General features: G+C 60.2%; 12 protein-coding genes and 2 pseudogenes. 5 read left to right on the top strand and 9 right to left on the bottom strand.

The annotated features are described in order from the left end of the window. Window positions 1–311: 311 nt before the first annotated feature. The gene (locus FJ974_RS28480; RefSeq protein WP_140532232.1) at window positions 312–938 is read right to left on the bottom strand and encodes a response regulator transcription factor; all 627 of its coding nucleotides are present in this window, start codon (window positions 936–938) and stop codon (window positions 312–314) included. Window positions 939–989: 51 nt separating this feature from the next. Further along, complete coding sequence (locus tag FJ974_RS28475; RefSeq protein WP_140532230.1) at window positions 990–6,947, bottom strand: PAS domain S-box protein; 5,958 nt, start codon at window positions 6,945–6,947, stop codon at window positions 990–992. Between the two features lie 1,160 nt (window positions 6,948–8,107). Here FJ974_RS28475 and FJ974_RS28470 point away from each other — a divergent pair. Then, a complete protein-coding gene (locus tag FJ974_RS28470) occupies window positions 8,108–8,380 on the top strand; it encodes a hypothetical protein (RefSeq protein WP_140532228.1) in 273 nt (90 codons plus the stop codon). Beyond that, window positions 8,380–8,877: an ATP-binding protein gene (locus FJ974_RS28465; protein WP_140532226.1), complete on the top strand. Its 498-nt coding sequence runs from the start codon at window positions 8,380–8,382 to the stop codon at window positions 8,875–8,877. Before FJ974_RS28470 ends, FJ974_RS28465 begins: the two co-directional genes overlap by 1 nt. Before the next feature lie 217 nt (window positions 8,878–9,094). Here FJ974_RS28465 and FJ974_RS28460 read toward each other — a convergent pair whose 3' ends face one another. The 3 genes from FJ974_RS28460 to FJ974_RS28450 form a co-directional block, all read right to left on the bottom strand. Continuing rightward, window positions 9,095–9,916, bottom strand: coding sequence for a 3-hydroxybutyrate dehydrogenase (locus FJ974_RS28460; protein ID WP_140532224.1), 822 nt, complete (start codon window positions 9,914–9,916; stop codon window positions 9,095–9,097). Next, a complete protein-coding gene (locus tag FJ974_RS28455) occupies window positions 9,900–10,685 on the bottom strand; it encodes an acetoacetate decarboxylase (RefSeq protein WP_140532222.1) in 786 nt (261 codons plus the stop codon). Before FJ974_RS28455 ends, FJ974_RS28460 begins: the two co-directional genes overlap by 17 nt. 98 nt (window positions 10,686–10,783) lie before the next feature. Further along, complete coding sequence (locus FJ974_RS28450; RefSeq protein ID WP_140532220.1) at window positions 10,784–11,953, bottom strand: patatin-like phospholipase family protein; 1,170 nt, start codon at window positions 11,951–11,953, stop codon at window positions 10,784–10,786. Window positions 11,954–12,114: 161 nt separating this feature from the next. On the opposite strand from FJ974_RS28450, the gene FJ974_RS28445 reads away from it, so the two are divergent. Then, entirely contained in the window at window positions 12,115–12,738 is a 624-nt protein-coding gene (locus FJ974_RS28445; RefSeq protein WP_140532218.1) for a TetR/AcrR family transcriptional regulator, read from the top strand. 684 nt (window positions 12,739–13,422) lie between these two features. Here the strand turns inward: FJ974_RS28445 and FJ974_RS28440 are convergent. Then, on the bottom strand, window positions 13,423–13,878 hold the full coding sequence (locus tag FJ974_RS28440; protein ID WP_140532216.1) for a MucR family transcriptional regulator: 456 nt from the start codon (window positions 13,876–13,878) through the stop codon (window positions 13,423–13,425). A gap of 651 nt (window positions 13,879–14,529) precedes the next feature. Between FJ974_RS28440 and ligD the strand changes: the two genes are divergently transcribed. Beyond that, window positions 14,530–16,329, top strand: coding sequence for a DNA ligase D (gene ligD / locus FJ974_RS28435; RefSeq protein WP_140532214.1), 1,800 nt, complete (start codon window positions 14,530–14,532; stop codon window positions 16,327–16,329). 210 nt (window positions 16,330–16,539) lie between these two features. Here ligD and FJ974_RS28430 read toward each other — a convergent pair. The 3 genes and pseudogenes from FJ974_RS28430 to FJ974_RS28420 all read right to left on the bottom strand — a co-directional run bounded on the left by FJ974_RS28430 (window position 16,540) and on the right by FJ974_RS28420 (window position 19,151). Further along, window positions 16,540–17,585, bottom strand: a pseudogene (locus tag FJ974_RS28430) (nucleotidyl transferase AbiEii/AbiGii toxin family protein). Next, window positions 17,578–18,171 carry a DUF6088 family protein gene (locus FJ974_RS28425; RefSeq protein ID WP_140532400.1) on the bottom strand — a complete coding sequence of 198 codons (594 nt, stop codon included), beginning with the start codon at window positions 18,169–18,171 and terminating at the stop codon, window positions 17,578–17,580. Before FJ974_RS28425 ends, FJ974_RS28430 begins: the two are co-directional and overlap by 8 nt. Before the next feature lie 308 nt (window positions 18,172–18,479). Beyond that, the gene (locus tag FJ974_RS28420) at window positions 18,480–19,151 is read right to left on the bottom strand and encodes a DUF1236 domain-containing protein (RefSeq protein ID WP_140532212.1); all 672 of its coding nucleotides are present in this window, start codon (window positions 19,149–19,151) and stop codon (window positions 18,480–18,482) included. 563 nt (window positions 19,152–19,714) lie between these two features. On the opposite strand from FJ974_RS28420, the pseudogene FJ974_RS28410 reads away from it, so the two are divergent. Further along, window positions 19,715–21,121: pseudogene (locus tag FJ974_RS28410) on the top strand (ISNCY family transposase); the annotation flags it as partial. Between the last annotated feature and the right edge of the window lie 220 nt (window positions 21,122–21,341).

The following is a 21,341-nucleotide window of genomic DNA, read 5'->3' as shown; positions in this document are numbered from 1 at the left end:
GCGGAGCCTTCCCTTTGAGAATCGGCTCAGCGGCGCAAGACAATGCGCGCTCCTGTCCAGCCTGCAATAAGTACGTGTGGTCGGAAGGTGGTCTCCGGTGTCCTGAGACCTTCGGCGACCGCGGGCAGGAAAGGAAACACAACGCTGTCGACATGCATCCAGCTCCGTCCTTCGGGCAGGACAATAGAGCCGGCCGTCTACTTCGCACCATTGCCAAGTTGGGCAAATGGCCTAATCGAAACACAAGAGCCACCTCCCGTCTTTTCAAAAAGACCAGGCGCAACTATACGTTGGTATATTCGTATTGCCGTTTACTTCGTGCCAGCGGGCTTAACTGTTACGCCCAGCCTATCCGCCATTCGGACCAAATCCACGAGAGATTTCGCCCGCATCTTCTGCATGACGTGCCCGCGATGGACCTTGACTGTGACCTCGCTGAGGCCGGCTTGAGCAGCGATCTGCTTGTTGACGCTGCCAGCGATCACCAGCTTCATGATTTCGCGCTCGCGCGGCGTCAAGGACTCATAGCGCGCCCCAAGCTCGGCGATGAGGTCGGCCTCGTGCCGCCGAGCGCGGTCCTGGTCGATCCCAGCGTGAACCGCGTCAAGCAGCTCCTGCTCGCGCAGCGGCTTGGTCAGGAATTCGATGGCGCCTGACTTCATTGCGCGCACGGAGATCGGAACGTCGCCATGGGCGCTGATGAATATGACGGGAAGCTGAATGCACAAATTCTGCAGCATGCTCTGGAATTCGAGACCGCTCCGACCCGGCAGCCTGACATCGAGGATAAGGCAGCCTGGAACATCGGCGCGCTTGCTGTCTAAGAACTCCTGGCTGGATGTGAAAGTTTGCACTCCAAGCCCGACCGAGCGCAAGAGATCGCCGAGGCCCTCGCGGACCGATGCGTCATCGTCGACGATATAGACGACCTCTTTCATCCCATGCCCCCCAACGCGAGCTGATCATGGTGGCGGTCCGGATGCTAACCATTAATCTGCTTTCTCCTCACCTGGCAATGTAAACTGAAAAATTGCGCCGCGAGGCTGGCTCGGGACGGCCCAGAGCCTGCCGTTGTGCGCCTCGATGATCGAGCGGCTTATCGTGAGGCCCAGGCCCATCCCGTTGGGTTTGGTGCTGTAGAACGCCTCGAACATTTCGTCGATCTTGGCGGAGTCGATCGGCGGCCCGCTGTCGCGGACCGCCACCAATACTGTCTCCGGTGCAATGCGTTTGGTGCTTATGAGCAGTTTTCGTGACCCCTTTGGGACCGCCGTCATCGCGTCTTTGGCGTTCATGATCAGGTTGAGGATCACCTGCTGTATTTGGACCTGGTCGCCCATAATTTGAGGCAGGTCGTCCGATAGCGCGGTGCTCAATGAGACAACACCACGCTGCAGGTCGGTGGAGACCAACGCTATCGTCTCCGAAACGATGTCGTTGATGCTCAGCCGATCCCGACGTTCGGGGGATTTCTTTGCCATGGCCCGGATTCGGTCGATGACTTCGGAGGCCCGAAAGGCATCGCCGATCATGCGCTCGACGGCGCGACGAGCGGAAACGATGTCGCGTGGATCCGCGTCGAGATAACGAAGACATGCATTGCCGCTGCCAACCAGTCCAGTAAGGGGCTGTCTGACTTCATGGGCTATCGAAGCCGCGAGTTCCCCCATGGTGGTCAGCCTGCTCATATGGGCAAGCTCTGCCTGCGCCAGTTGGAGGGCATTCTCAGCTTGCTTGCGGCTGGTGATGTCACGTGCCAGAGAAAGGCGAAACCATTGCCCTGCCTGCTGGAATTTGCCGACGCGAACCTCGACCGGAAATGCCGTTCCGTCCTTGCGCCGGTGCAGCGTCTCGAAAGTCGGCGTCTGTCCGGCGTCCACTCGATTGACTATCGTCGCGAGCGCCTGCTGGTCGAGACCTCCGTCAAAGTCGCGCGGGTGCATTCCGATCAACTCCTCGCGCTCGTAGCCGAGGCTCTCGCAGGCCTGGCGGTTGACGTCGATTACCGTCAGGTTGTCGGCGTGCAGGAAAAACGCGTCGGTCGCGTGGTCAACGAAGGTTCGGAAACGAGCCTCGCTTGCCCGAACCTTCTCTTCCGCGGCCTTGCGCTCGGACAGATCGACCACGAAGGCGACCGCTTGGTTACCCGTGCCTTCGAAGCTCGCCTCCCCGATGAGCACAGGTATGCGGCCGCCGTCCCTTCGCTGGTATTCCTTCTCGAACGGCTGGACACTGCCACTAATCTGCAACTCGGCCTTAGCCTCGACGTCACGCTCGCGCCATTCCGGCGGCGTCAGATATGCTTCGTTGAGCCGGCCTCCGATGAGTTCGTCGCGACCGTAGCCCACCATGGTGAGGAACGCCTCATTTGCCTCGACAATCCCACCGTCCAAATCCCGGATGAAAATGCCGATGATGTTGGCGCCCACGAGCCGGCCGATCCGGCCCTCGCGTTCTGCGAGGTCGCGATAAAGACCAGTAATCTCAAGCGCCGTGGCGGCCTGCGAAGCGAGCAGCTTCAACACCGTGCTACCTGCCTGCGCGAAGACGTGGCCAGCCAGGTTGTTTTCAAGATAAAGAGCACCGATAAGCTTTGCGTGATTGATCAGCGGCAAGCATAGGATGGATTGGGCCGCGTGGTTTCGGATGTAGGGATCGGCCGCAAAAGAGCTTTCGGCAGAGGCATCATCCAGGCTTACGGCTTCGCGCGTGCGCAGCACGTAGTGGAGAACCGACTCTGGCATCGTTCCGACAGTGGGCACATCGCGCAATTCCACGAGGACCGCTTCCCCGCGTGTCGTCGCTTCCGCAGCAATCCGCGGCCCGCTGCCATGCGACAGGATGAGTAGTCCACGCCCGGCGCCCGCCTGCTCGAGGGCCATTCGCATGACCGTGTCGATCAGCTTCTCAAGCATTATTTCACCGGATACCGCTTGCGAAACTTTGATGACAGTGGCGAGGTCGAGTCTTTCGACCGGCGTTTCAATCGTGGTTGTTCCAACCGATGCTGGTTGGTCGTCCCTTAGTTGAGGAAAGAGCTCATTCAGTTGATGCACCTTGCCATCGGCGCCCCAACGCGCATAGCAGCGGCGGGCGTTTTGCAGGTAGAGGTGAGCAATCTGGTCGAATCCCCGCTGACGGTAGAAGGCCGATGCACGCTCATAGGCGATCGCCTCGTCATGAGGTAGCGCACTCACGTGAGCCAGTCGGATGGCTTTCTCGTATAAGCGCTCGGCATCCGGCAGGCGGTTGCTCAAGCGCGCGGTCTCCGCATTGATCAGCGCGGCGCGGCTGCCAAAATTCTCCGGGCAGTGTTCGGCCCATTGGTCGAGTTGACGGCGATGAACGGCCATCGCCCTTCGAAGCCGGGAGCTCTCGGTGGGCGAGGCTTCGTGGGAAAGCGCAGCCAGCGAGACGCCTGCAAAAAAATGATAGTCTGCCCGCTCAAAGATAGCGGGGGTCATCCACAAGAGACCTTCTGCTTTTGCCGCCGCCGCAAGCGCTGCGAGGTGGTCTCCGGCGAGAGCACACGCCTGTAGCTTGCGGATCCAGTACAAGCAACTGCCCGGCTTGCCGTCGGTTCGCCGCTCGAACTCCAATTCGTCAAATTCTGCTTCATTGAAACAGCCGAACTTCGGCGTCAGCCCGCGTAGCGACCGAATGAGCTGAAGCTGCCCGGTAATGAAGCCGACGGCCACACCAAACCCGGCCTGTCGCGCGAAGTCCAGCCCAGCTTCTGCATCGCCTTCAACTTGGGGGAGGGGCTCGCCGCTGGCGAGCAGGTAAGTCAGGAGATTGTTGCGGCTCAAGACTGCGTAGGTGAGATCGCCCACCTGCTGCGCTGTTTCAAAAACGAGCTGCGCCAGTGGACGGCCGGTCCGGACGTGCCTCGGAGAAGACTTCGCAAGATTGCCAAAGGCAAGGTATACACGTGCCTTAAGGCGGTGCATCTCAGGCTGCTCCACCAGGTCAAGGCCGAGCAGACCGAACCGGAAACCCGCGTCATACTTGCCAAAATATGGTCCCAGCACGGTGCCCACGGCGGTATAGGCGTAAGGGGAGGTGTCGCTATTGCCATATTTGAGACTCACGTTCCCCAGTCGCCCGATAACCAGGCATCGCAGGTTCTCGTCGGTGAAAAGAGCTGGAGTCACGAGTGAGGTCAGGACATCCATTGTCGCGAGCGCGATCGGATCTGCCATAGGCGGCAAGTCGAGCAACGCTTCGATCGGCCGTTGCCCCAGCTGTCGCCATAACTGGACGTATTCGCGCCGCACACGATTTTTGCTGGGATGAGCGGGCCACGTGATGCCCATCCGGCGCAAGCAATCGAGACCGACGACGATAGCCTGATCGCTTCGGCCGAGACTCATGAAAAGGTCCACCCGAAGCCGAGTGACACGCGCCAACTCCGTAAGGCTTGTCGCACGGCGCGCCAAATTCGCCAGGCGCGCCTCCGCCTCCTCCGATGCGCCCGTTAAAAACTCACTTTCGGCTCGGTGCAGCTCGAGCGCGAAGGTGAGCTCATACCGGCGTTCCCATGCGTCGCCCGGCAGCAGCGCCGCACCTGCGCAGGCATAGGCTAGCGCCGAATCATAAGCCGCCGCCGCCTTGGCACGGCGGGCGGCGACCAGATTCAGGTCGGCGAGGCGCTCGCGCTCCTTAGCCCCTGCGATCAGTGTCCTGCCGCGGTTTAGCTGCCCGACGATCTCGAAGATATTTTCTTCAAGTGCGTTTGACGGCGTATGCGTTAGCAAAAGTCTACCTATCGCAAGATGCGCAGCGCTCTGCTCGCTTTGGGGCATCAGCCCGTAGGCGGCCTCTTGCACCCTGTCATGCAGGAACCGGTAGGTCTTCTGTTGCCTCAGCACGAGGCCGGCCCGCGCCGCAGCCCAGAATACCGCGTGGACTGCTTCTTCGCTTTCGTCCCTGATCAAGGTCAGCGTACCAACTGTCGCTCGATTGCCGATACAGGCCAGCATGCTCAGGGCGGCCTGGGTCGCAGCGGGTAAGCGCCGCAGCTTGGCCAGCATGAGGTCCGCGACGTTGTCAGTATAGCCTTTGGCCCGTATGCGCTCGAGGTTCCACTTCCAGCGGGCCTCCGCACGATCAAACTCAAGGAGCCCTTCGTCAGGCAGCGTGCTGAGAAACTGAAGGGCAAAGAATGGATTGCCCGCGCTTTTCTGGTGCACCAGCCTTGCAAGCGGCTGGACACGTTTGCTCCCGCAATGAAGGGCATCGGCGAGCATCTCGCCAACGTCTTCCAGCTTGAGCGGCATCAGCCGGATTTCCCGGACCAATTCTCCTGCCTCGCGAATTGCAGCCAGGCGCCGGATCAGCGGGTGGCTAGCCGTGACCTCATTGTCGCGATAAGCGCCGATCAGCAGCAGATAGCTCAAATCCCGGTGCGTACAAAGATCCTCAAGCAGGTCGAGTGTCGCCGCATCCAGCCATTGGAGGTCATCAAAAAATAGCACCAGCGGATGCTCCGCGCGGGCGAACACTGCAAGCAGTCGCCTTACGATCAAATGGAAGCGGCGCTTGGCATCCTGTGGCGATAATTCGGTCGCGGGCGGCTGCGGACCAGTCAAGGTTTCGAGCTCTGGCACGAGCGTTGTCATCAATTGTCCACTTGCGCCCAAAGCTTCAGCTAGCCAGGCGCGCCACGGCTCGAGCTCGGCTTCGCTCTTGCCCAGCAGAGTCTTCACCAGACCCTGCAAGGCCTGCGCCAAGCTCGCATAGGGGACGTCGCGTTGATCCTGGTCGAATTTCCCTGATGCAAAAAGTCCTTGCGGAACGAGCGCGCGATGAAGCTCGTTCGCCGCCATCGACTTGCCAGTCCCGGCCGGGCCTGAAATTAACACCAGTTCGGTTCGGCCCAAGCAAACAACTCGGTCGAAAGCGGCACGTAAGGCAGTGATTTCGGGCTCGCGCCCATAGGGCCGCTCAGAGATCAGCAGCCTGTCCGACACGTCGTGAGCCCCGAGTGCGAATTCCCCGATACGGCCGTAGCTTTCCATATCGAGCAGGGCCCGACGCAGATCCGCTTCCAGCCCGGCAGCTGTCTGGTAACGTTCCTCGGCATTCTTGGCGAGCAGCCTCATCACGATTGCCGACATGGTGGGTGGCACCTCCATGACGCGCTCGGACGGTGGCACAGGGCGCCTGGCAATATGGCAGTGAACCCATTCCATCGGTTCGGATGCAGTGAAGGGTAGCCTGCCGGTGAGCATTTCGTAATACGTGACCCCGACCGCGTAGAGATCACAACGCGAGTCCACTGACCGGTTCATGCGGCCAGTCTGTTCGGGCGCCATGTATGCAAGGGTGCCGGCAATGATCTCGGGGGCTTCGGGCACCTGGCGCTCCCGAAGGAGGCATGATGCCACTCCGAACCCCGTGAGCCGAACCTGTCCTTCAACCTCGTTCACCAGGATGTTCGCCGGCTTGATGTCCCTGTGAATGAGGCCGCGCTCGTGGAGCTTGCCCACCGTCACGGCAATACTGATGGCCACGCGCAGGAAGTTCGGGAGATCGCGCGTTCTGAGATCTGTTCGGTCTCCGATAATCTGGTGGAGTGGCACACCGCCAAAGTTCTCGAGGATGAGTGCGCTGCGGCCGTTGTCGTTGATAAGTTCCAGCGGCTTTGCCGCCCAGGCGCTGTCCAGCTCGTCTTTCAGGCCATATTCGTGTGTCAGCCTGTCGATGCTGGCGCGGCTGGGATGCGCGGACGCAAGCCGCACGATAAGGACCAACTGCGGTCCGCCCTTCTCGTTCTGGCGTATTTGAGGTGTGAGGATTCGATCGCCGTCATTCCAGGCAGCGTGGGAGGCATTTTCGCCAACCAGAGTCGAGATTGTCCGCCGACCAGGAGAGTCTGACCGCTCCTGCTTGCCTTTCACTTTTCTGGCGGTCCTTTTCAGCCCGCCTTGGACGGTGCCGCCCATCTTCACACCGCTCGACTCCATGCCGCCCGCATCATTGTTGCAGCGCGGGCATCGCAGTTTCACCCACTTCTTTGTCGTGTCAACGCGCCCGGCTTTTGGTACGCAGCAGGGCTGCTCACATCTGTCGCCGATCTTTTCCTGCCTGCATCCTGTTCGCACCGCCCTCGCATCGCCGCGAAAGCGCCTGCCTTTCGAAGAGGGGCCGCGCCGGGAGGACGAGGGGGGTGCGTCATCGGGCTTCCCGGCGCGGCAGGGTTGGCCCTGTTGGGAGGAGCTGAAACTCAGGACCGACGCAACCTTAGCCCGGCATTGAGCACTCCGGGTATTATGCCGGCGTATACGTTCTTAACCCTTTCGGCAGAGTGCCGACCAGTTACGTGGTCCAGCGCCCTCGAATGCCATCTGTTTTACAAACACAGCCGAACTGCCGCTCAATCGTCATCTGGTCCCTAGCTGAGGATAGCGAATGGGAGTGGTGAGCTTAACAGGCGTAAGCGGACCGAAGTCTTTGTCCGATAGAATCTTCCAAGCGGTCTTTGTCGTCGCGGCATCCCAGCAAACCTTCGAACAGAAGTAGTAGTGGAAAGGACGCTCAAGGAAATTTTTTTGGCAGACTATACATGTCATGGCGGTATCTTCCAAAGCCGATGTGGGGCTGGGGTATTCACCAAGGAAAAATCCGACTTCGAACGTGAAACGAATGACAGAATAATCAACCAAATTCTATTATACGGTCGCCTCGTGAGCGCGCCGCGTTGATAGTCACTCACATACTTTCGTATTGACGGGTGAACCGCGCCTGAATGCTCGGCCAGCCAGATCGGCCGGCTAGGCTTTTCCGTCGTTGCCAGATCCAAAGCCGGGCTCGCACAGCCCTTCATGACGCTACGGCTGTCGAAGGCGTATGTTTCCCGAGCTCGCCATTGTTGCTTAAGTCGTCAGCGGCCCGCTGACGAGCCGCCCAAGAGCCGGCCCAAGTCTTCATCTCCTCAATCGACCTCCACTCGCCGTCCAGAGTTGCCGGAATCGTGGAATTGCCCCGGCAAATATGCCGAAAAGGCAAGGCGCCTATACGTCAGAACAATAGCAGGCTGAATTACCCGCGGGATAAAAACGCTCATCACCGAAGAGTATCCCGAACGGGTTCAAGAGAGAGAAGTATGATGGAATACAGCTCATCTCAGTACGGTTACTGCCGGCCCGACGAGTCAGGCGCACCCACCGGGGCAAAAGAACCACGCAGACTTCTCTGGTCTATTGTCCACGACTTCGACAAACTTCTGACACCGGTGCTCACCATTCTTCAAGAGTTGCAAGAGCGCCGCGCCGGCACTTCCAGGCAGATCAGGAAGATCGACGGCGCCATTTTTTGCGCGTTTCGTGCCAAGACTCTTGCCCGGCAACTTCTCGACCTGCGCACCCTCGGCCGGTAATGCCCGAACCAGTAGACATTCGCCGGTCGCTCGAGCTGTTCAAGACCGCGTTCGCCAGCGTCCTCTCGACCGACATCTGTCGAGCCATAGAGGTCGCGGACAATCTTCCGCTGGCATTTGTCGATCGGCAACTCGTGGATCTTGCTCTCCTCAATCTCGTTCTCGGTGCACATGATGCCATGCCAGATGGCGGCAATGTCACTATTGCTGCCGGACTAGGGTTTCCGCCCTCGAGCCACATCGGTTTGTCAGAGCGGATGATCCACCTTTCCGTAACTGAAACCGGCCTCGGTGGGAGTGAAGCAGCAGCGAAGATATCGGAAGACGCCAGTCTCCCGCTGGAGAGCAACGAAAACGGCCTCTCTCTGGCGATGATCGGGCAGCTTATCAAAAGTCTGCAGGGGGAACTCTCGATTACCAGCGCGCCCCGACAGGGTACCTCGGTCGACCTATGGCTGCCGGCTCTGCCAACCCATTCGGAAACTAAACCAGCTTAGAGAAGGAAATAGACCATGAAAGCGCGATCCCTCCTCAAAAACTGTTTCTCGGCAGTTAGGAACTTCATAGCACCGCGCTACAGGCCAGAACTTCACTACATGCGTGGCCGGGTGCCCCTCGATACGCGGCGCGCCATATTGGTCGATTCGAAGCGCGTGCTCCCGCTTTTGCGCAACCCGCCCCGGTAGACCCCTGGCTTGCCGGTGTCCTGCAAGGCTACTGCATAGACCACCCATGGCTGACCACTAGCGACTGGCCAGTCAGAGCGTTAGAGGGGAAGGCCGCGAGAAACAACGCCGTCTCCGCCACATCCTGCACAGTCGTGAACTGGCCGTCGACGGTTTCCTTCAGCATGATGTTTTTGACGACCTCCGCTTCAGATATCCCGAACTCGCGGGCCTGTTCCGGTATCTGCTTTTCCACCAGCGGGGTGCGAACGAAACCGGGGCAAATCACATTGGCACGAACGCCGCGGTCGGCACCCTCCTTCGCTACGACCTTAGCCAGGCCGATCAAGCCATGCTTGGCTGTCACATAAGGCGCTTTGAGCGGCGATGCTTCCTTGGAATGTACCGATCCCATGTAGATGATGCTGCCGCTGTTCTGCTTGTACATCTGCCGTAAGGCGGCGCGGGTGGTCAGGAAGGCACCATCGAGGTGGATGGAAAGGAGTTTCTTCCATTTTGCGAATTCGAATTCGACGAGAGGGCCGACAATCTGGACACCGGCGTTGCTGACTAGGACGTCCAATCGGCCGAAGGCCTGGATCGCTTGGCCCATGCCAATTTCGACCTGCTCCTCATTGCCGACGTCCATCGCGACTCCGAGCGCACGTTTGCCCGTCGGATCGATCTCGGCCGCGGTTCTTCGAGCCGCCTGCTGATCGAGATCTGCGATGACCACCTTTGCCCCCTCACGGGCAAAGGTGAGTGCAATTTCCCTGCCGATGCCGCTCGCAGCTCCAGTGATCATTGCGACCTTGTCCATAAGCCGGCCGCCGGCCTGCTTGACCGACGATGTTTCACTTAGCGAACGCATGGGTTTTTCCTTTGTTATAGGTGGGCTTCGTCTCGGCCAGATAGTCATGGACGACCGTCCCGAGCGGCAGAGTCAGATCGGCAATGATGTGCATCGCCGATACCACCTCCAGGACCGGTAATTCTGCCACGGGGGCCAGCGCGTGCGGCCAAAGGTCGAGCGATGCCGGGCCGTGCCAGGCTTCTTTGAGATCGATATCTTCCAAGCGGTATTCGACCAGTTCACAGATACGTGGCCTGCCGTCGACATGGGGGATGATCTTGAGCAGGAAATTCGGTTCGCTGAGTGAGGCCCTTACGGATGCGAGTTCGGCAGCCCGGTGCTTGTAGCCCATGGTTGCGGTGGCGACCCGGACCGGGCCGTAGTCGAGTGTGCCCACAAGAGTGTCGGTCTCTACGCGGAGCGTGGGACTGGCTAGCTTCTTTGGGAAACCCCACAGTTCGCGTCCACCTGCGATCGGCGGGTGATCGTCAAGAAACATGCAATGGGTGTAGCTGCCATGGCGGCCGCGAAAAGAAATAGGAATGACCTGGCCACTTTCCGTGTAGTCGCCGAACCCCGACGAGTCGGGCATGCGTATGAACTCGAACTTCACCAACGGATCGGGCACATCAAGCGGTTCCGGCACAAGCTCGCGCAACTTCCTCGGATCCGTCCGATAGGTAATGATCAGATACTCGCGATTTCGGAAACGATATGGGCCGAGGGGATAGGCGGGATTGGTCAGAGGCATGGCGAACGCCGTTTCCCGGACAGTGTCTTGATTCATAGTTGGAGTTCCTTGATGAAGCGGTCTGGTTGCCTCAGGAGAAGCCAGTTAGGTGGGAATTGAAGTGCGATCTCGGTCGTGCGGCCGCATCGCGGCGGCTACTCCTGCCCGTCCTGGGCGAGATCGTAAGTGCTGACTCCCTCCAGATTGTTCGGTCTGCTTAGTGCCTCTGGCTGACGCAGCGTGCGCGCCGCGTCGAAGTAGCCGGCTTGCCAATGGTCCTCCATCGACAGCCGCGAAAACTCGAAATCCTTTGAGTGCGTCTCGTACTGTCTGGACCGGTAGATCAGGTGAACCAATTTGTAGACCTTGTGGTCCGCAAGAGAGCTCAGCATGGTGGCTTCATCGCTGCCGAGCAGGTGGGCGGGAAGCTTTGCGAGTAAGCCTGCAAGCGCGTGCCGGGACCGCTGGTGCTGCTTGAACTGCTCGGTGTTGGCGCGGGTGCGGCTGGAATACTGGATTTCCTTCTGCCTGGTCGCCACGTCGGCAAGATTACGAGGAAAATCACCCTGGGCGCTCCAGAGGTCCACCTGGAAGGCGAGCGTGTCCTGCCGAGGCCCGTTCTCGGCCACCCATTGCAACGGGGTGTTCGAGATGAGGCCGCCGTCCCAGTAGAATTCCCCCTCGATCTCAATGGCCGGGAAGCCTGGCGGAAGCGAGCCGCTGGCCATCACGTGCTCTGGACGGATCGTATGGGTTTGATTGTCGAAGTAGACGAAATTACCCGTGCACACGTTTACGGCGCCTGCGCTGAAACGCATGCCGCCTGCGTTGATCCGGTCGAAGTCGACAAGTCGTTCAAGCGTGCTCTTCAGGTGAGTGGTTTCGTAAAAACTTGTGCCCTCGATTGCTCCACCTGGGCGGAGCCAGGGAGCAGGTTGCCGGAGACTGAAAAAACCCGGCGCGCCAGCAATGGCCGCACAGGCTGCACTGAACTGATTGAAGATCGCGCGGGGCAGGTCGCCTTTGGGAGCGAGCGTGCCTGCAGCGGTAGCCCAGTCGAGCAGGGGGTTGGCCGTAATCTCGTGCCAGAACGCACGCAGCTTTGAGACCCGTTCGGAAGGCTCGTTACCGGCAATGATTGCCGCGTTGATGGAACCGATGGACACGCCGGCGACCCAGTCCGGATGAATGCCGGCTTCCGCAAGAGCTTCATAGACTCCCGCTTGGTAGGCGCCGAGCGCGCCGCCACCTTGCAGCACCAGGGCAATACATTCGAACGGCAGCGGCCGGCTCCCTGACTTGAAGTGCTGGGACTGAACATTCATTGATGCCATTCCTTATTGTTCGGATACGCTTGTGTTGCGAAAACTGGAGCCGGGGCCGGTTTGGTTGGCTGAGCAACTTTCATATTGCACAATTAGGTCAAATCGACTATTTGGTCAATATGACATTTGCGTAATGGTGCAATGCAAAAAAGGCAGGACGGATGGCAAAGGTTGATTTGGCGCGCAGGGCGGAGATCGGACGGGAGAAGCGAGAAAGAACACGTACGCTGATCTTGGATGCCGGGACGATGCTGATGGCGGAACGGCCTCGCGAGGCGGTTACGGTCGATGCAGTCGTGGAGGCAGCCGGCGTCGCGAAGGGTACCTTCTACTACCACTTCCAGAGCATCGACGAACTGGCCGCGGCTGTAGGAGAGAAACTCGGGGACAGCTTCGACGCGGTGCTGAAGGATGCGCGCCTCGCACTAGAAGATCCCGTCAAGCGCTTATCCTTCGCCTTCACCAAGTTCTTGGAAAAGGCGATCTCGGATTCGAACTGGGCACGTCTGGTTATCCAGAGTTCTCAGTCGCGCACCGAGTACGCGCGGGGTATCCGCACGAACCTCAAGGCGGATATCGCTCACGCGATAATCCAAGAGCGCGTGACCATACCGGACGCTGAGCTGGCAGTCGACATCGTGATGGGCATATGGCTGCAGGTGACGCGCGGCATCCTTGATCGTGGTGCTAGGCCCGACGTGACACAACAGACTGTCGAGTCGGTGCTTCGGGCCCTGGGCGCATCGCGATCGGACCACCAGAACGCCTGGAAAAAATGGTCATGAATGGCAACTTACGGCCACAAAGCCAATTGCCGCGCCGCACGGTGTGGAACATTAGATCTGTGCATGGGTTCCATTAGCATCTGCTTGCGCACCAGCATTCTGCTGCGCAGTCAGGTTGCCGACTCAACTCGCCCGCTGGCTCTGCCAGCGGGTTTTTTCGGCACGGAGGAGCGCCCCCGAGCGGATTTCCTTTGATCTGCAACCGCAGCGCCCGACAATTACGATAGCTTTGCTCTTCCGTCGCCGCGCCTGGTGAGGCCTGTTTCGACGTGCACATGCTACAGGCTCTTTATCTGCAACTCGGTGAACACGACGACATCTCCGAAAGCAGAGGGCGTTGCTGTAGGTTATTCGGCTCGGCAAGAGAGTTCGCCAGAGGCCAGGATCTGGTCTCGGCAGGGTTCTCGGCCCGGCTACGGCACTTTGATCGTTGAAGCTAGCTACAAGGTCTTGGAACATGGCGGGCGACCATTCACTGACTTCGACGACCTTTCATGCTTTCATGCTTCGAAAAATGGATGGGATTGTAATCATGGCGCGTGCCAGGTGCTGCTTGCCGATCATCGCAAGCTGCGAGAGCTCACACAAACAGCTCTGACCCGGCTGTTGTGGCTCGACACGCTGGTGGATGGCGCGACCAGCAGGCAGGATGTGGCTCGTTGTCGGCGCGGATCCGACAGGTGACTAGCGGTTTTTTTCTGCGCCCGGCCGAGCCTGGCCTTTGCCCCGCTTAGGGTTCCCGGCTTTGCCGAGACCCATTGACTTTGCCAGGGCCGAGCGCGCCGCGGAGTAGTTTGTGGCGCTCATGGGATAGTCCCGCGCCAGTCCCCATTTGGCTCTATACTGATCGGGTGACAAGCCATGGCTTGTGCCTAAATGGCGCCGCAACGATTTGAACTTCTTGCCATCTTCGAGGCAGACGATGAATTCCGGTGTCACCGACTTTCTCGGGTTGACCGCCGGCACGGGCTTCGCCTTGTTTTTTGTGGCCGACTCTCGAGCGGTCGACAGCGACAGGTTGACGCTGATGATCAGGTCCGGCAAAGCGGAGGAAGGGACCGGGTTTCTGCTGACATATGCAGCCACGATCTGTGCTGTCAGTTCGCTCAGCGAACCAAAGCTCGTGTCTTCGCCAGTCATTTGATCGAACCCGCCGTTCTTTCACGATGAACACCAGCGTGTCTCTTTAGTTCCACCGAACATAACTATGGCCTGGCGGACCATTCGCCTGGGCCGGCGCCAAGCTTCTCCGATTCTTGATCCGCAGAAGCCGACAAGAACCCGGGCCAATCGTCCAGCCCTTTTGCTTTGCAAATACCTGACCCCCAGGATGCAACCTTGGAGACTTGTCTCGTTTGCGGACAAAATGATGGCATTCGTCTTGCAGGGCCTTTCATCTCGGAGGAGATGGAATGGCTTTAACCCACGGCCTGCTCGACCAGGATTTGACGTTTCAATGCCTGCGGTGCCTTAATTCGATGATCAGGAAGGGCTCCTGGGTCAAGAGCATCACAACATTCGAGTGCGAGTGGTGCCATGAGCGAATACGCATGACCTATGGGGCCAAACTGGCAATTTTTGATCGGCACAGGCATCTGGCCGCCAAGGGCCGTCAGACAGATCAAGCCTGAAAGCGATGCCGCCGCGGCCGCCCATGTCTGGTTTGATTTCGGCCCGCAAGTTGCTCACGCCCAGCGAGACCGGGCTTCAGCGAAAAATATTCAATTTTACTAAAATATGAGGAACTCATTGCCGGGCCGTGGCTTGAGTCGCGGTTCGGAGCATCAATGCATGGGGAACCTCGCGCAGCCGCTTTCATTCGTCGAATTTCAGTCGCCAACCCTGGTCGACAAGGCTCCCGAGGGTCGTGAGTGGCTGCATGAGATAAAGTATGACGGCTACCGCACAGAACTCATAATTGAGGGCGGCGCAGCGCGAGCCTTTACCCGGCGTGGCTACGACTGGTCGCGCCGCTACAGGAGGATTGTCGAGGCGGCTGCGGCCCTGCCGGTCAAGAACGCGATCATCGACGGGGAGGCTGTCGTGCTTGGAGACACCGGCCTGCCCGATTACCAGGCCCTGGAACGCGAGTTGGGCAACCCGAACTCATCAAGGCTCATTCTCTACGCGTTCGATCTGCTATACCTCAACGGACGGGACTTTAGGGCCCTGCCGCTGGCCGAACGCAAGGCTGGGCTCGAGAAGCTACTGAAGGGCACCGCGCCGACACTGACCTATGCCGAGCATCTGGAGGCCAGCGGCAGGGATGTTTTTGAACATGCCTGCCGCATGGGTCTCGAGGGGATCGTCTGCAAGCGCGCCGACGCTCCTTATCGCTCGGGGGTCCAGACGACCTGGCTCAAGGTCAAGTGCATCAAGAGCGATACTTTTCCCATCGTCGCCTTCGTCGAAAAACTGGGCGCTCACCCGCGCCGGGTCGCATCACTCTACATTGGGCGCCGGGAGGGCGACCGGCTGCTCTATGCCGGAAAGGCTCAGAGCGGCTACACCACTCGGGCTGCACAAGAGCTTCGAGAGCGCCTTGATCCGCTGATCATCAGCAAATCACCTTTGTCAGAGCCGATAAAGAAGCCGAAGGCGACATGGGTCAAGCCGGACGCCTTGGCTGAAGTGCAATTCAGCGGGGTTACGGATCGCGGCATACTGCGCGAGGCCGTGTTCAAGGGATTGCGCGAAGACCTCGCAACCATCCCGGCCAAGCCGCCAGCGGCTTCAAGACGTCGGGAGAGCGCGGTCGGCCACGGCGTCCCGCGCGAAAACATTCTGCAGCTGCTGCCCGATGCTGTCTCGCCCTCCAAGGAAGAGCTTGCCCGATATTGGGAGACGGTAGCCGATCAGGCGCTTCCGCATCTTGCTCGCCGTCCGCTCAAGCTCGTTCGCCACACCCTTGGCGCCACCTTCTTCCATAAGGGACCATTGCCCGATATCCCCTGCGCCGTGCACCAGTTGCGCGTGCAAAAGAGAGAAGGCGGCGAGGGCGTGCGAGTGTGGGTAGATGACCTTGCCGGTTTGCTGGGCCTGGTCGAGATGGACGCGGTCGAGTTGCATCCGTGGAACGCCACGGTGGAGGACATTGAGCATTGCGACCGCATTGTTTTGGACCTTGACCCAGGCCAAGCGGTCGAATGGGATGAGGTGATCGATACAGCCCTTGCGCTCCGCGACATCTTGCGAGCCGCGGGTCTGGAGAGCTGGCCCAAGGTCACAGGCGGGAAGGGCATTCACTTGATGGCGCCGCTCGAGACAAGGATGACGCATGACAAGGCTCGGCACCTGGCGAGATCGCTCGCCCAATGTCTTGTCGATGCGGATCCCGACCGCTACCTTTTGTCCGCCGCTCCGTCGGCGCGAAAAGGCCGAATATTCGTCGACTACCTTCGCAATGGTCGCGGCAACACCGCCGTCGGTGCTTTCTCACCACGGGCGCGGCCGGGCTTTCCGATTGCCCATCCTGTCAGCTGGACCCAAATTGAACGCGGTATTCGTCCGGATGCGTTCGACATCGGCCATCCATTCAGGGCAGCTCCACAGCAGGCCACGCGCAGAGCCGCCGGCCATGCGGCGCGCTAGGGCTCTTCCGAGCGCGGGCCATTCGAGATCTACGGCAGCCCTTCCCGGATGAGAAAGCTGGATGGCGGCAGCGCGGCTGAAGGCTCGCCTATTCGGATGTGCGTTTCAGAATGGCGGCAATCGACTTAGTCCTGAAACTGGTCCTGCGCCTGCTGAGCCACGGCATACGCCGCAAGGCCAAACGCGCCAGTGTCGGCTATTCGTTCCTGTTCATGTAGTCGAGGCGTTGATCTCGTCCTGCACTTTTTTGATGCGGACCAGCACATCATCGAACGGTAAAGGTTTGTCGTCGAACATCATGGGAGCCATGTCGCGGTAGTCGGTGCGAAGGTCTTTGAGACGCTCATCGGCCGGCATGAGCCGCAGCGTTCCTGGCCGAGCGGTGTCGTAGCTGGCCCAGCCTGAACGGAAGAAGGTCGCCTTATGTTTGGCGACCTGAGCCAGCAGATCGAAGTCGGCGGCGGCGGCTTGGCCCTCATGCGTATCGAGGAGCATGGCGAGGTCGTAATAATGCCGCGAGAAGTATTGTGGCGTCGGCGACTCGGCTGGGCGATGCGCTTCCGCGTGGAGCGCCGTCGCCTTCTCCCAGAAGGTGCGCCGAGCTGACAGGACAGTCACGCTGGTATCGGGCTCTTCGAAGAAGGCGGGATAGTCGTCGGCCGCATAGGGGCGGATGATCTTCTCCTCGGTCGGCCAGGGATCGCCGCGCGCGCCGAGTTCGAACTTCACGCGCGGCGTGATGTAGGCCATGCCCTCATATTCTGCGGCAGGCAGCGCGGTCGGATAATGGAAGTTGACCGTTTGGGCGTCGCTAGCGTCGATCTCCAGGACCATTCGCCGCTGGCCGGTTCGCCAAGTTGTTCGACGATCGCGGCGTGGAGCGCCGGGAGCAATTGCTTGGCGACGTGGCGCTCGACGTCGCCGACCAGATCGTCGATCAGCCGCGCCGCCTGCTTCCTGCTGATCCCTTCCTTCTCGGGATCGCGATCGCCGGTGTATCCAAGTTCGGCGCGATCGAACGAAAGGTCGATGTCCTCGGAGAAGCGGCGGATAGCGCCGAACGCCTTGGAGAGCGAGGTGCCGCCCTTGAAGACGAGGCTCGCCGTCGCTCCTTTTGGCAGACCGAACAGGCGCCGCAGGCTCCAGCAGACCCAGAAGTCTTTTTCGATGATAGTCTCGGCGACGCCCCGTCCGGCGCCCGTCTCCCCGAAGAGGGCAGCGCGATCGTCAGCGGGGAGAAGAGCGACCTTATCCATCGATATCGGCCGCTGCAGCGTTGGCGATCGAGACGAGCGTAGGCCGCATCCAGGCAGGCGCCTGAACGGCGGTTGAGGCCAGCGTCTTCTTGTCGTTGGCGGAAAGCCGACGCGCGGCGACGTGCGCGACGTCAGCCGCCCGAACGGGGCCGACATGACGAAGCGCCTGCACCACCGTACCGGCGGGGCTGCCCGGTGCGATCAGATGCTTGGGCGAGGCGTGGCGAACATCGACGACACGCTTGCCCAGGACGACACGCCGCGACGGGCCGTCGGTGAGATAGATGCTTTGAGCAGGAAGCTGCGTCGAGAGACCGAGCGCGTTGGCTGCCCGTGCCCCGGCAATCTGCACCTGCGAACCGGTCTCCCGAGCAAGAGCGTGGGCGACATCGTCCGGAGAAGGCGACAACGGCCCGAGCTTCGGATGCAGCTTAGGGAAATCGTAAAGCCCGCGCGCGAGCCGGCGGAGCTGCCCGCCTTTAACCAGCCGGGAGAGGGCTTGATCGACAGCCGGGCGTGCCGCGACGGTGAGGAAGTCGCTGGGCGTGAAGATGCTGCCGCGTCCGCTGGCGCGGACACGCTTCATCACCCGGTCGGGAACAGAGGCGGTGACCATTTTCATGCGTCAGAAAATATAGTATCTTTTTCTGACATGCAAGAGCTGGGTCTGTGGAGAACTGTCGTCGTCCAGCGTCCAGCGACTGCGGCCAGCGGCGGGCTGGAGCAGGCGGTGGCCCGCTGCGCGCTCCGCCCGGAGCGCGGCTCCTCGCTGAGCGCTGCGTCCAGTGCCGTCAAGATCTACAGCCGGCCAATTGTGTTGCGGTCAACAGCCCGCTTCGGCTTGACCGCCGGACAACTCGCCCGACGGTCGGTATTCATTGCCGATTGGCACTTTCAACGTTCCACGTAAACGATGCGGCGCGTCGATGGCTCAACCAGCACCGGTCGGTTGTTCACATAGACATATCGGTACCGGTAGTTCGGGATCTTCTGTAGGGCTACCGTCTCAGGCAGGGTCGCGCCGGTCACAACCTTGCCTTTAAGGTAAACAGGCTTGACCCGATGCGCACTGATGTAAGTGCGCACCTGTTCCGGCGGATTGATCATGGTACCGGCTGCGCCGCCTCCGACGATCCCCGCCGCGCCGCCCACAGCAGCGCCAACTGGTCCTCCGATGAGAGCGCCGGCGATTGCTCCGGTAGCGCCGCCGGCGACGGCTCCGGCATTACCGCCTTGATTGCGAGGAGGTTTCACAACCGCGATGCCGGAATCGGCCGGCCGCTCGGTTAAGACCATCCGATTGCCCCCGAATTCTGCGGTGACGTAGTCGGAATCGATCCAGCCTTGACCACCGGCCTCGGCGATGGTGCACCATTTCGAGTTTTGCAGGCAGCCGTTCAGTGTGGCCGTCTGGCCCGCCCGCAGCACGCCGATGACCGGATACTGCGACCCCGGACCGGCGCGAACGTTAAGGTTTGTAGCGGCGGATACGGGAGTGTCGGCAAAAGCTGCGCCAGACAGGGCAACAAGAGCGCCTGTTATAGCGGGTAACAAAAGCCTTTTCATCGTTCTCTCTCTCTCCGTTTCATGGTTCCCTCAGAGCCAAAAACGAGGAAGAACCATGTGCGTTCCGGCTAAAATTCCGCGTGCTTTTGATTATTTGTTCCCGTTTCTCGCGAGCTTGGTGGATAGGCCGAAAGAGATGCGGGCGCGCAACTTGGGACACTGCGGTGCCTGGCGCGGGGCGACAACCTGTTCCGGGCACCCAAGCGGTTTTCGGCGAACTCATCCGTCGCTGGGCCGCAGACGGGGCCGCCTGTCCTAAAAGTTAATCTCGCGGGAATCGGGGGGCGCGGTGTTCTCGCGCACCTGACTGTTTACCTTTGCGACCAAGCACAGCGGACCGGGCGCGACGCGCATTATCTGGTCTCGACGGCCAGGGATCCTTCGGGAAGCTAACGTTCTGATATTATTGTATAAAAGACAGTTCCATAACTGATATTATGCGACTTTCCGATGTAGCAGCTAAGTTAAAATGTCCGGATCTGGCAAAGTAGGAATGTCGCTCCTGCCTTGCCAATCTGCCCGCGTTCGAGAGCGCGGGAGATTGCAGATTGGGACTGGTTTTGATGAGCGAACGCGAGCTGCACCGCATCGAGGTCCTGTCGAAGGTCATTGAGCGGCGAATGACGACTGTTGCAGCGGCAAGCCTGCTCGACGTGTCAGTTCGTCAGGTCCAACGGCTGTTGAAGACGTTCCAGGCGGATGGCGGTGCGGCTCTCCGGCACAAGGCGCGTGGCCGGCGTTCCAACAGTCGCATCGTTGATGGCGTTCGCGACTTCGCGCTGGAGCTGATCCGTGAACACTACGTCGACTTCGGCCCAACGTTTGCTCGCGAGAAGCTGATTGAACGGCATCAGTTCGCGGTCAGCAAGGAGACGCTGCGCAAATGGATGACGGAGGCTGGAATCTGGACGTCGCGCCGTGAGCGGAAGCGGCGGCTGCATCAGCCGCGCGGGCGGCGCGACTGCTTGGGCGAGATGGTGCAGATCGACGGCTCGCATCACTGGTGGTTCGAGAGTCGTGGCCCAAAGTGCGCCCTGCTCGTCTTCATCGACGATGCGACCGGCAAGCTTCTGCATCTGCGCTTTGCCGGCTCCGAGAACACGTTCGACTACTTTCACGCGGCCAAGGCGTATATGCGGGAATGGGGCAAGCCGTTGGCCTTCTATAGCGACAAGCACGGCATCTTTCGGACGACCCATGGTTCGGAGAAGGATCGCACCAGCGGCCTCACGCAGTTTGGCCGCGCGCTCTATGAGCTCAACATCGACATCATCTGCGCCAACACCCCACAGGCCAAGGGTCGGGTCGAGCGCGCCAATCAGACGCTGCAGGACCGGCTTGTGAAGGAACTGCGCTTGCGTGGCATCAGCACGATCGAGGCGGCCAACACTTTTGCGCCGGAGTTCATGGCCGACTTCAACGCTCGCTTTGGCAAGGAACCACGCAATCCGAAGGATATGCATCGGCCCCTCGCCGAGCATGAGAACTTGGACGGCGCCATGTGCCGCAAGGAGGTCCGCACGCTGTCGCAGGCTTTGACGCTGCGCTACGACAAAGTGCTGTTCATCCTCGATCCGACCGATACAGCGAAGCGCCTCGCCGGCAAGAAGGTGGTCGTGTGCGACTACCCCGATGGTCGTCTCGAGGTCACCCACGAGGGCATTGCCCTGCCCTACAGGACCTTCGACAAGCTGCGCTCGGTTCACCGATCTGAAGTGGTTGAGAACAAGCGACTTGATGCCGCCCTGGACCTGGTCGCCCAGATGCAGGCTGGCCGGGAGCTTCATCGCAGCCAGCGCGGGCCGCGGCGCACCGGGCAGACGAACCACATGTTCGGCATTCCCGACGGCAGCCAGAGCAATGGCTATATGAAGCGTGGCCGCAAGCCCGGCAAGAAGACGGATTTCACAAAGGACCCCGCGGTCGTCGTGCGGCGTGAGCAGGCACTTGCCAGAATGCCCGCAGCGAAGGTCGAGAGCCAGGCCGTCAAAGTCGATCTGACACTCACACAGAGCGATAGGCATCGTATTGCGGATGTCCTCGCAGTGCTGGAGGAGTTTCCAATCAACCGGAAGGCTCAACCGACAACGGAAGCCGGCTTTTAGCTCGAAGGGGGGCACGCGGCTCTCAAAGCTAAAGCCGACGGAGATCTATTGGATCGCACCCGATCGGGCTGCGCAACCCCGACCA

This window comes from Mesorhizobium sp. B1-1-8 (assembly GCF_006442795.2).
Classification (GTDB): domain Bacteria; phylum Pseudomonadota; class Alphaproteobacteria; order Rhizobiales; family Rhizobiaceae; genus Mesorhizobium.
This window is presented reverse-complemented; position numbering and strand designations above follow the sequence as displayed.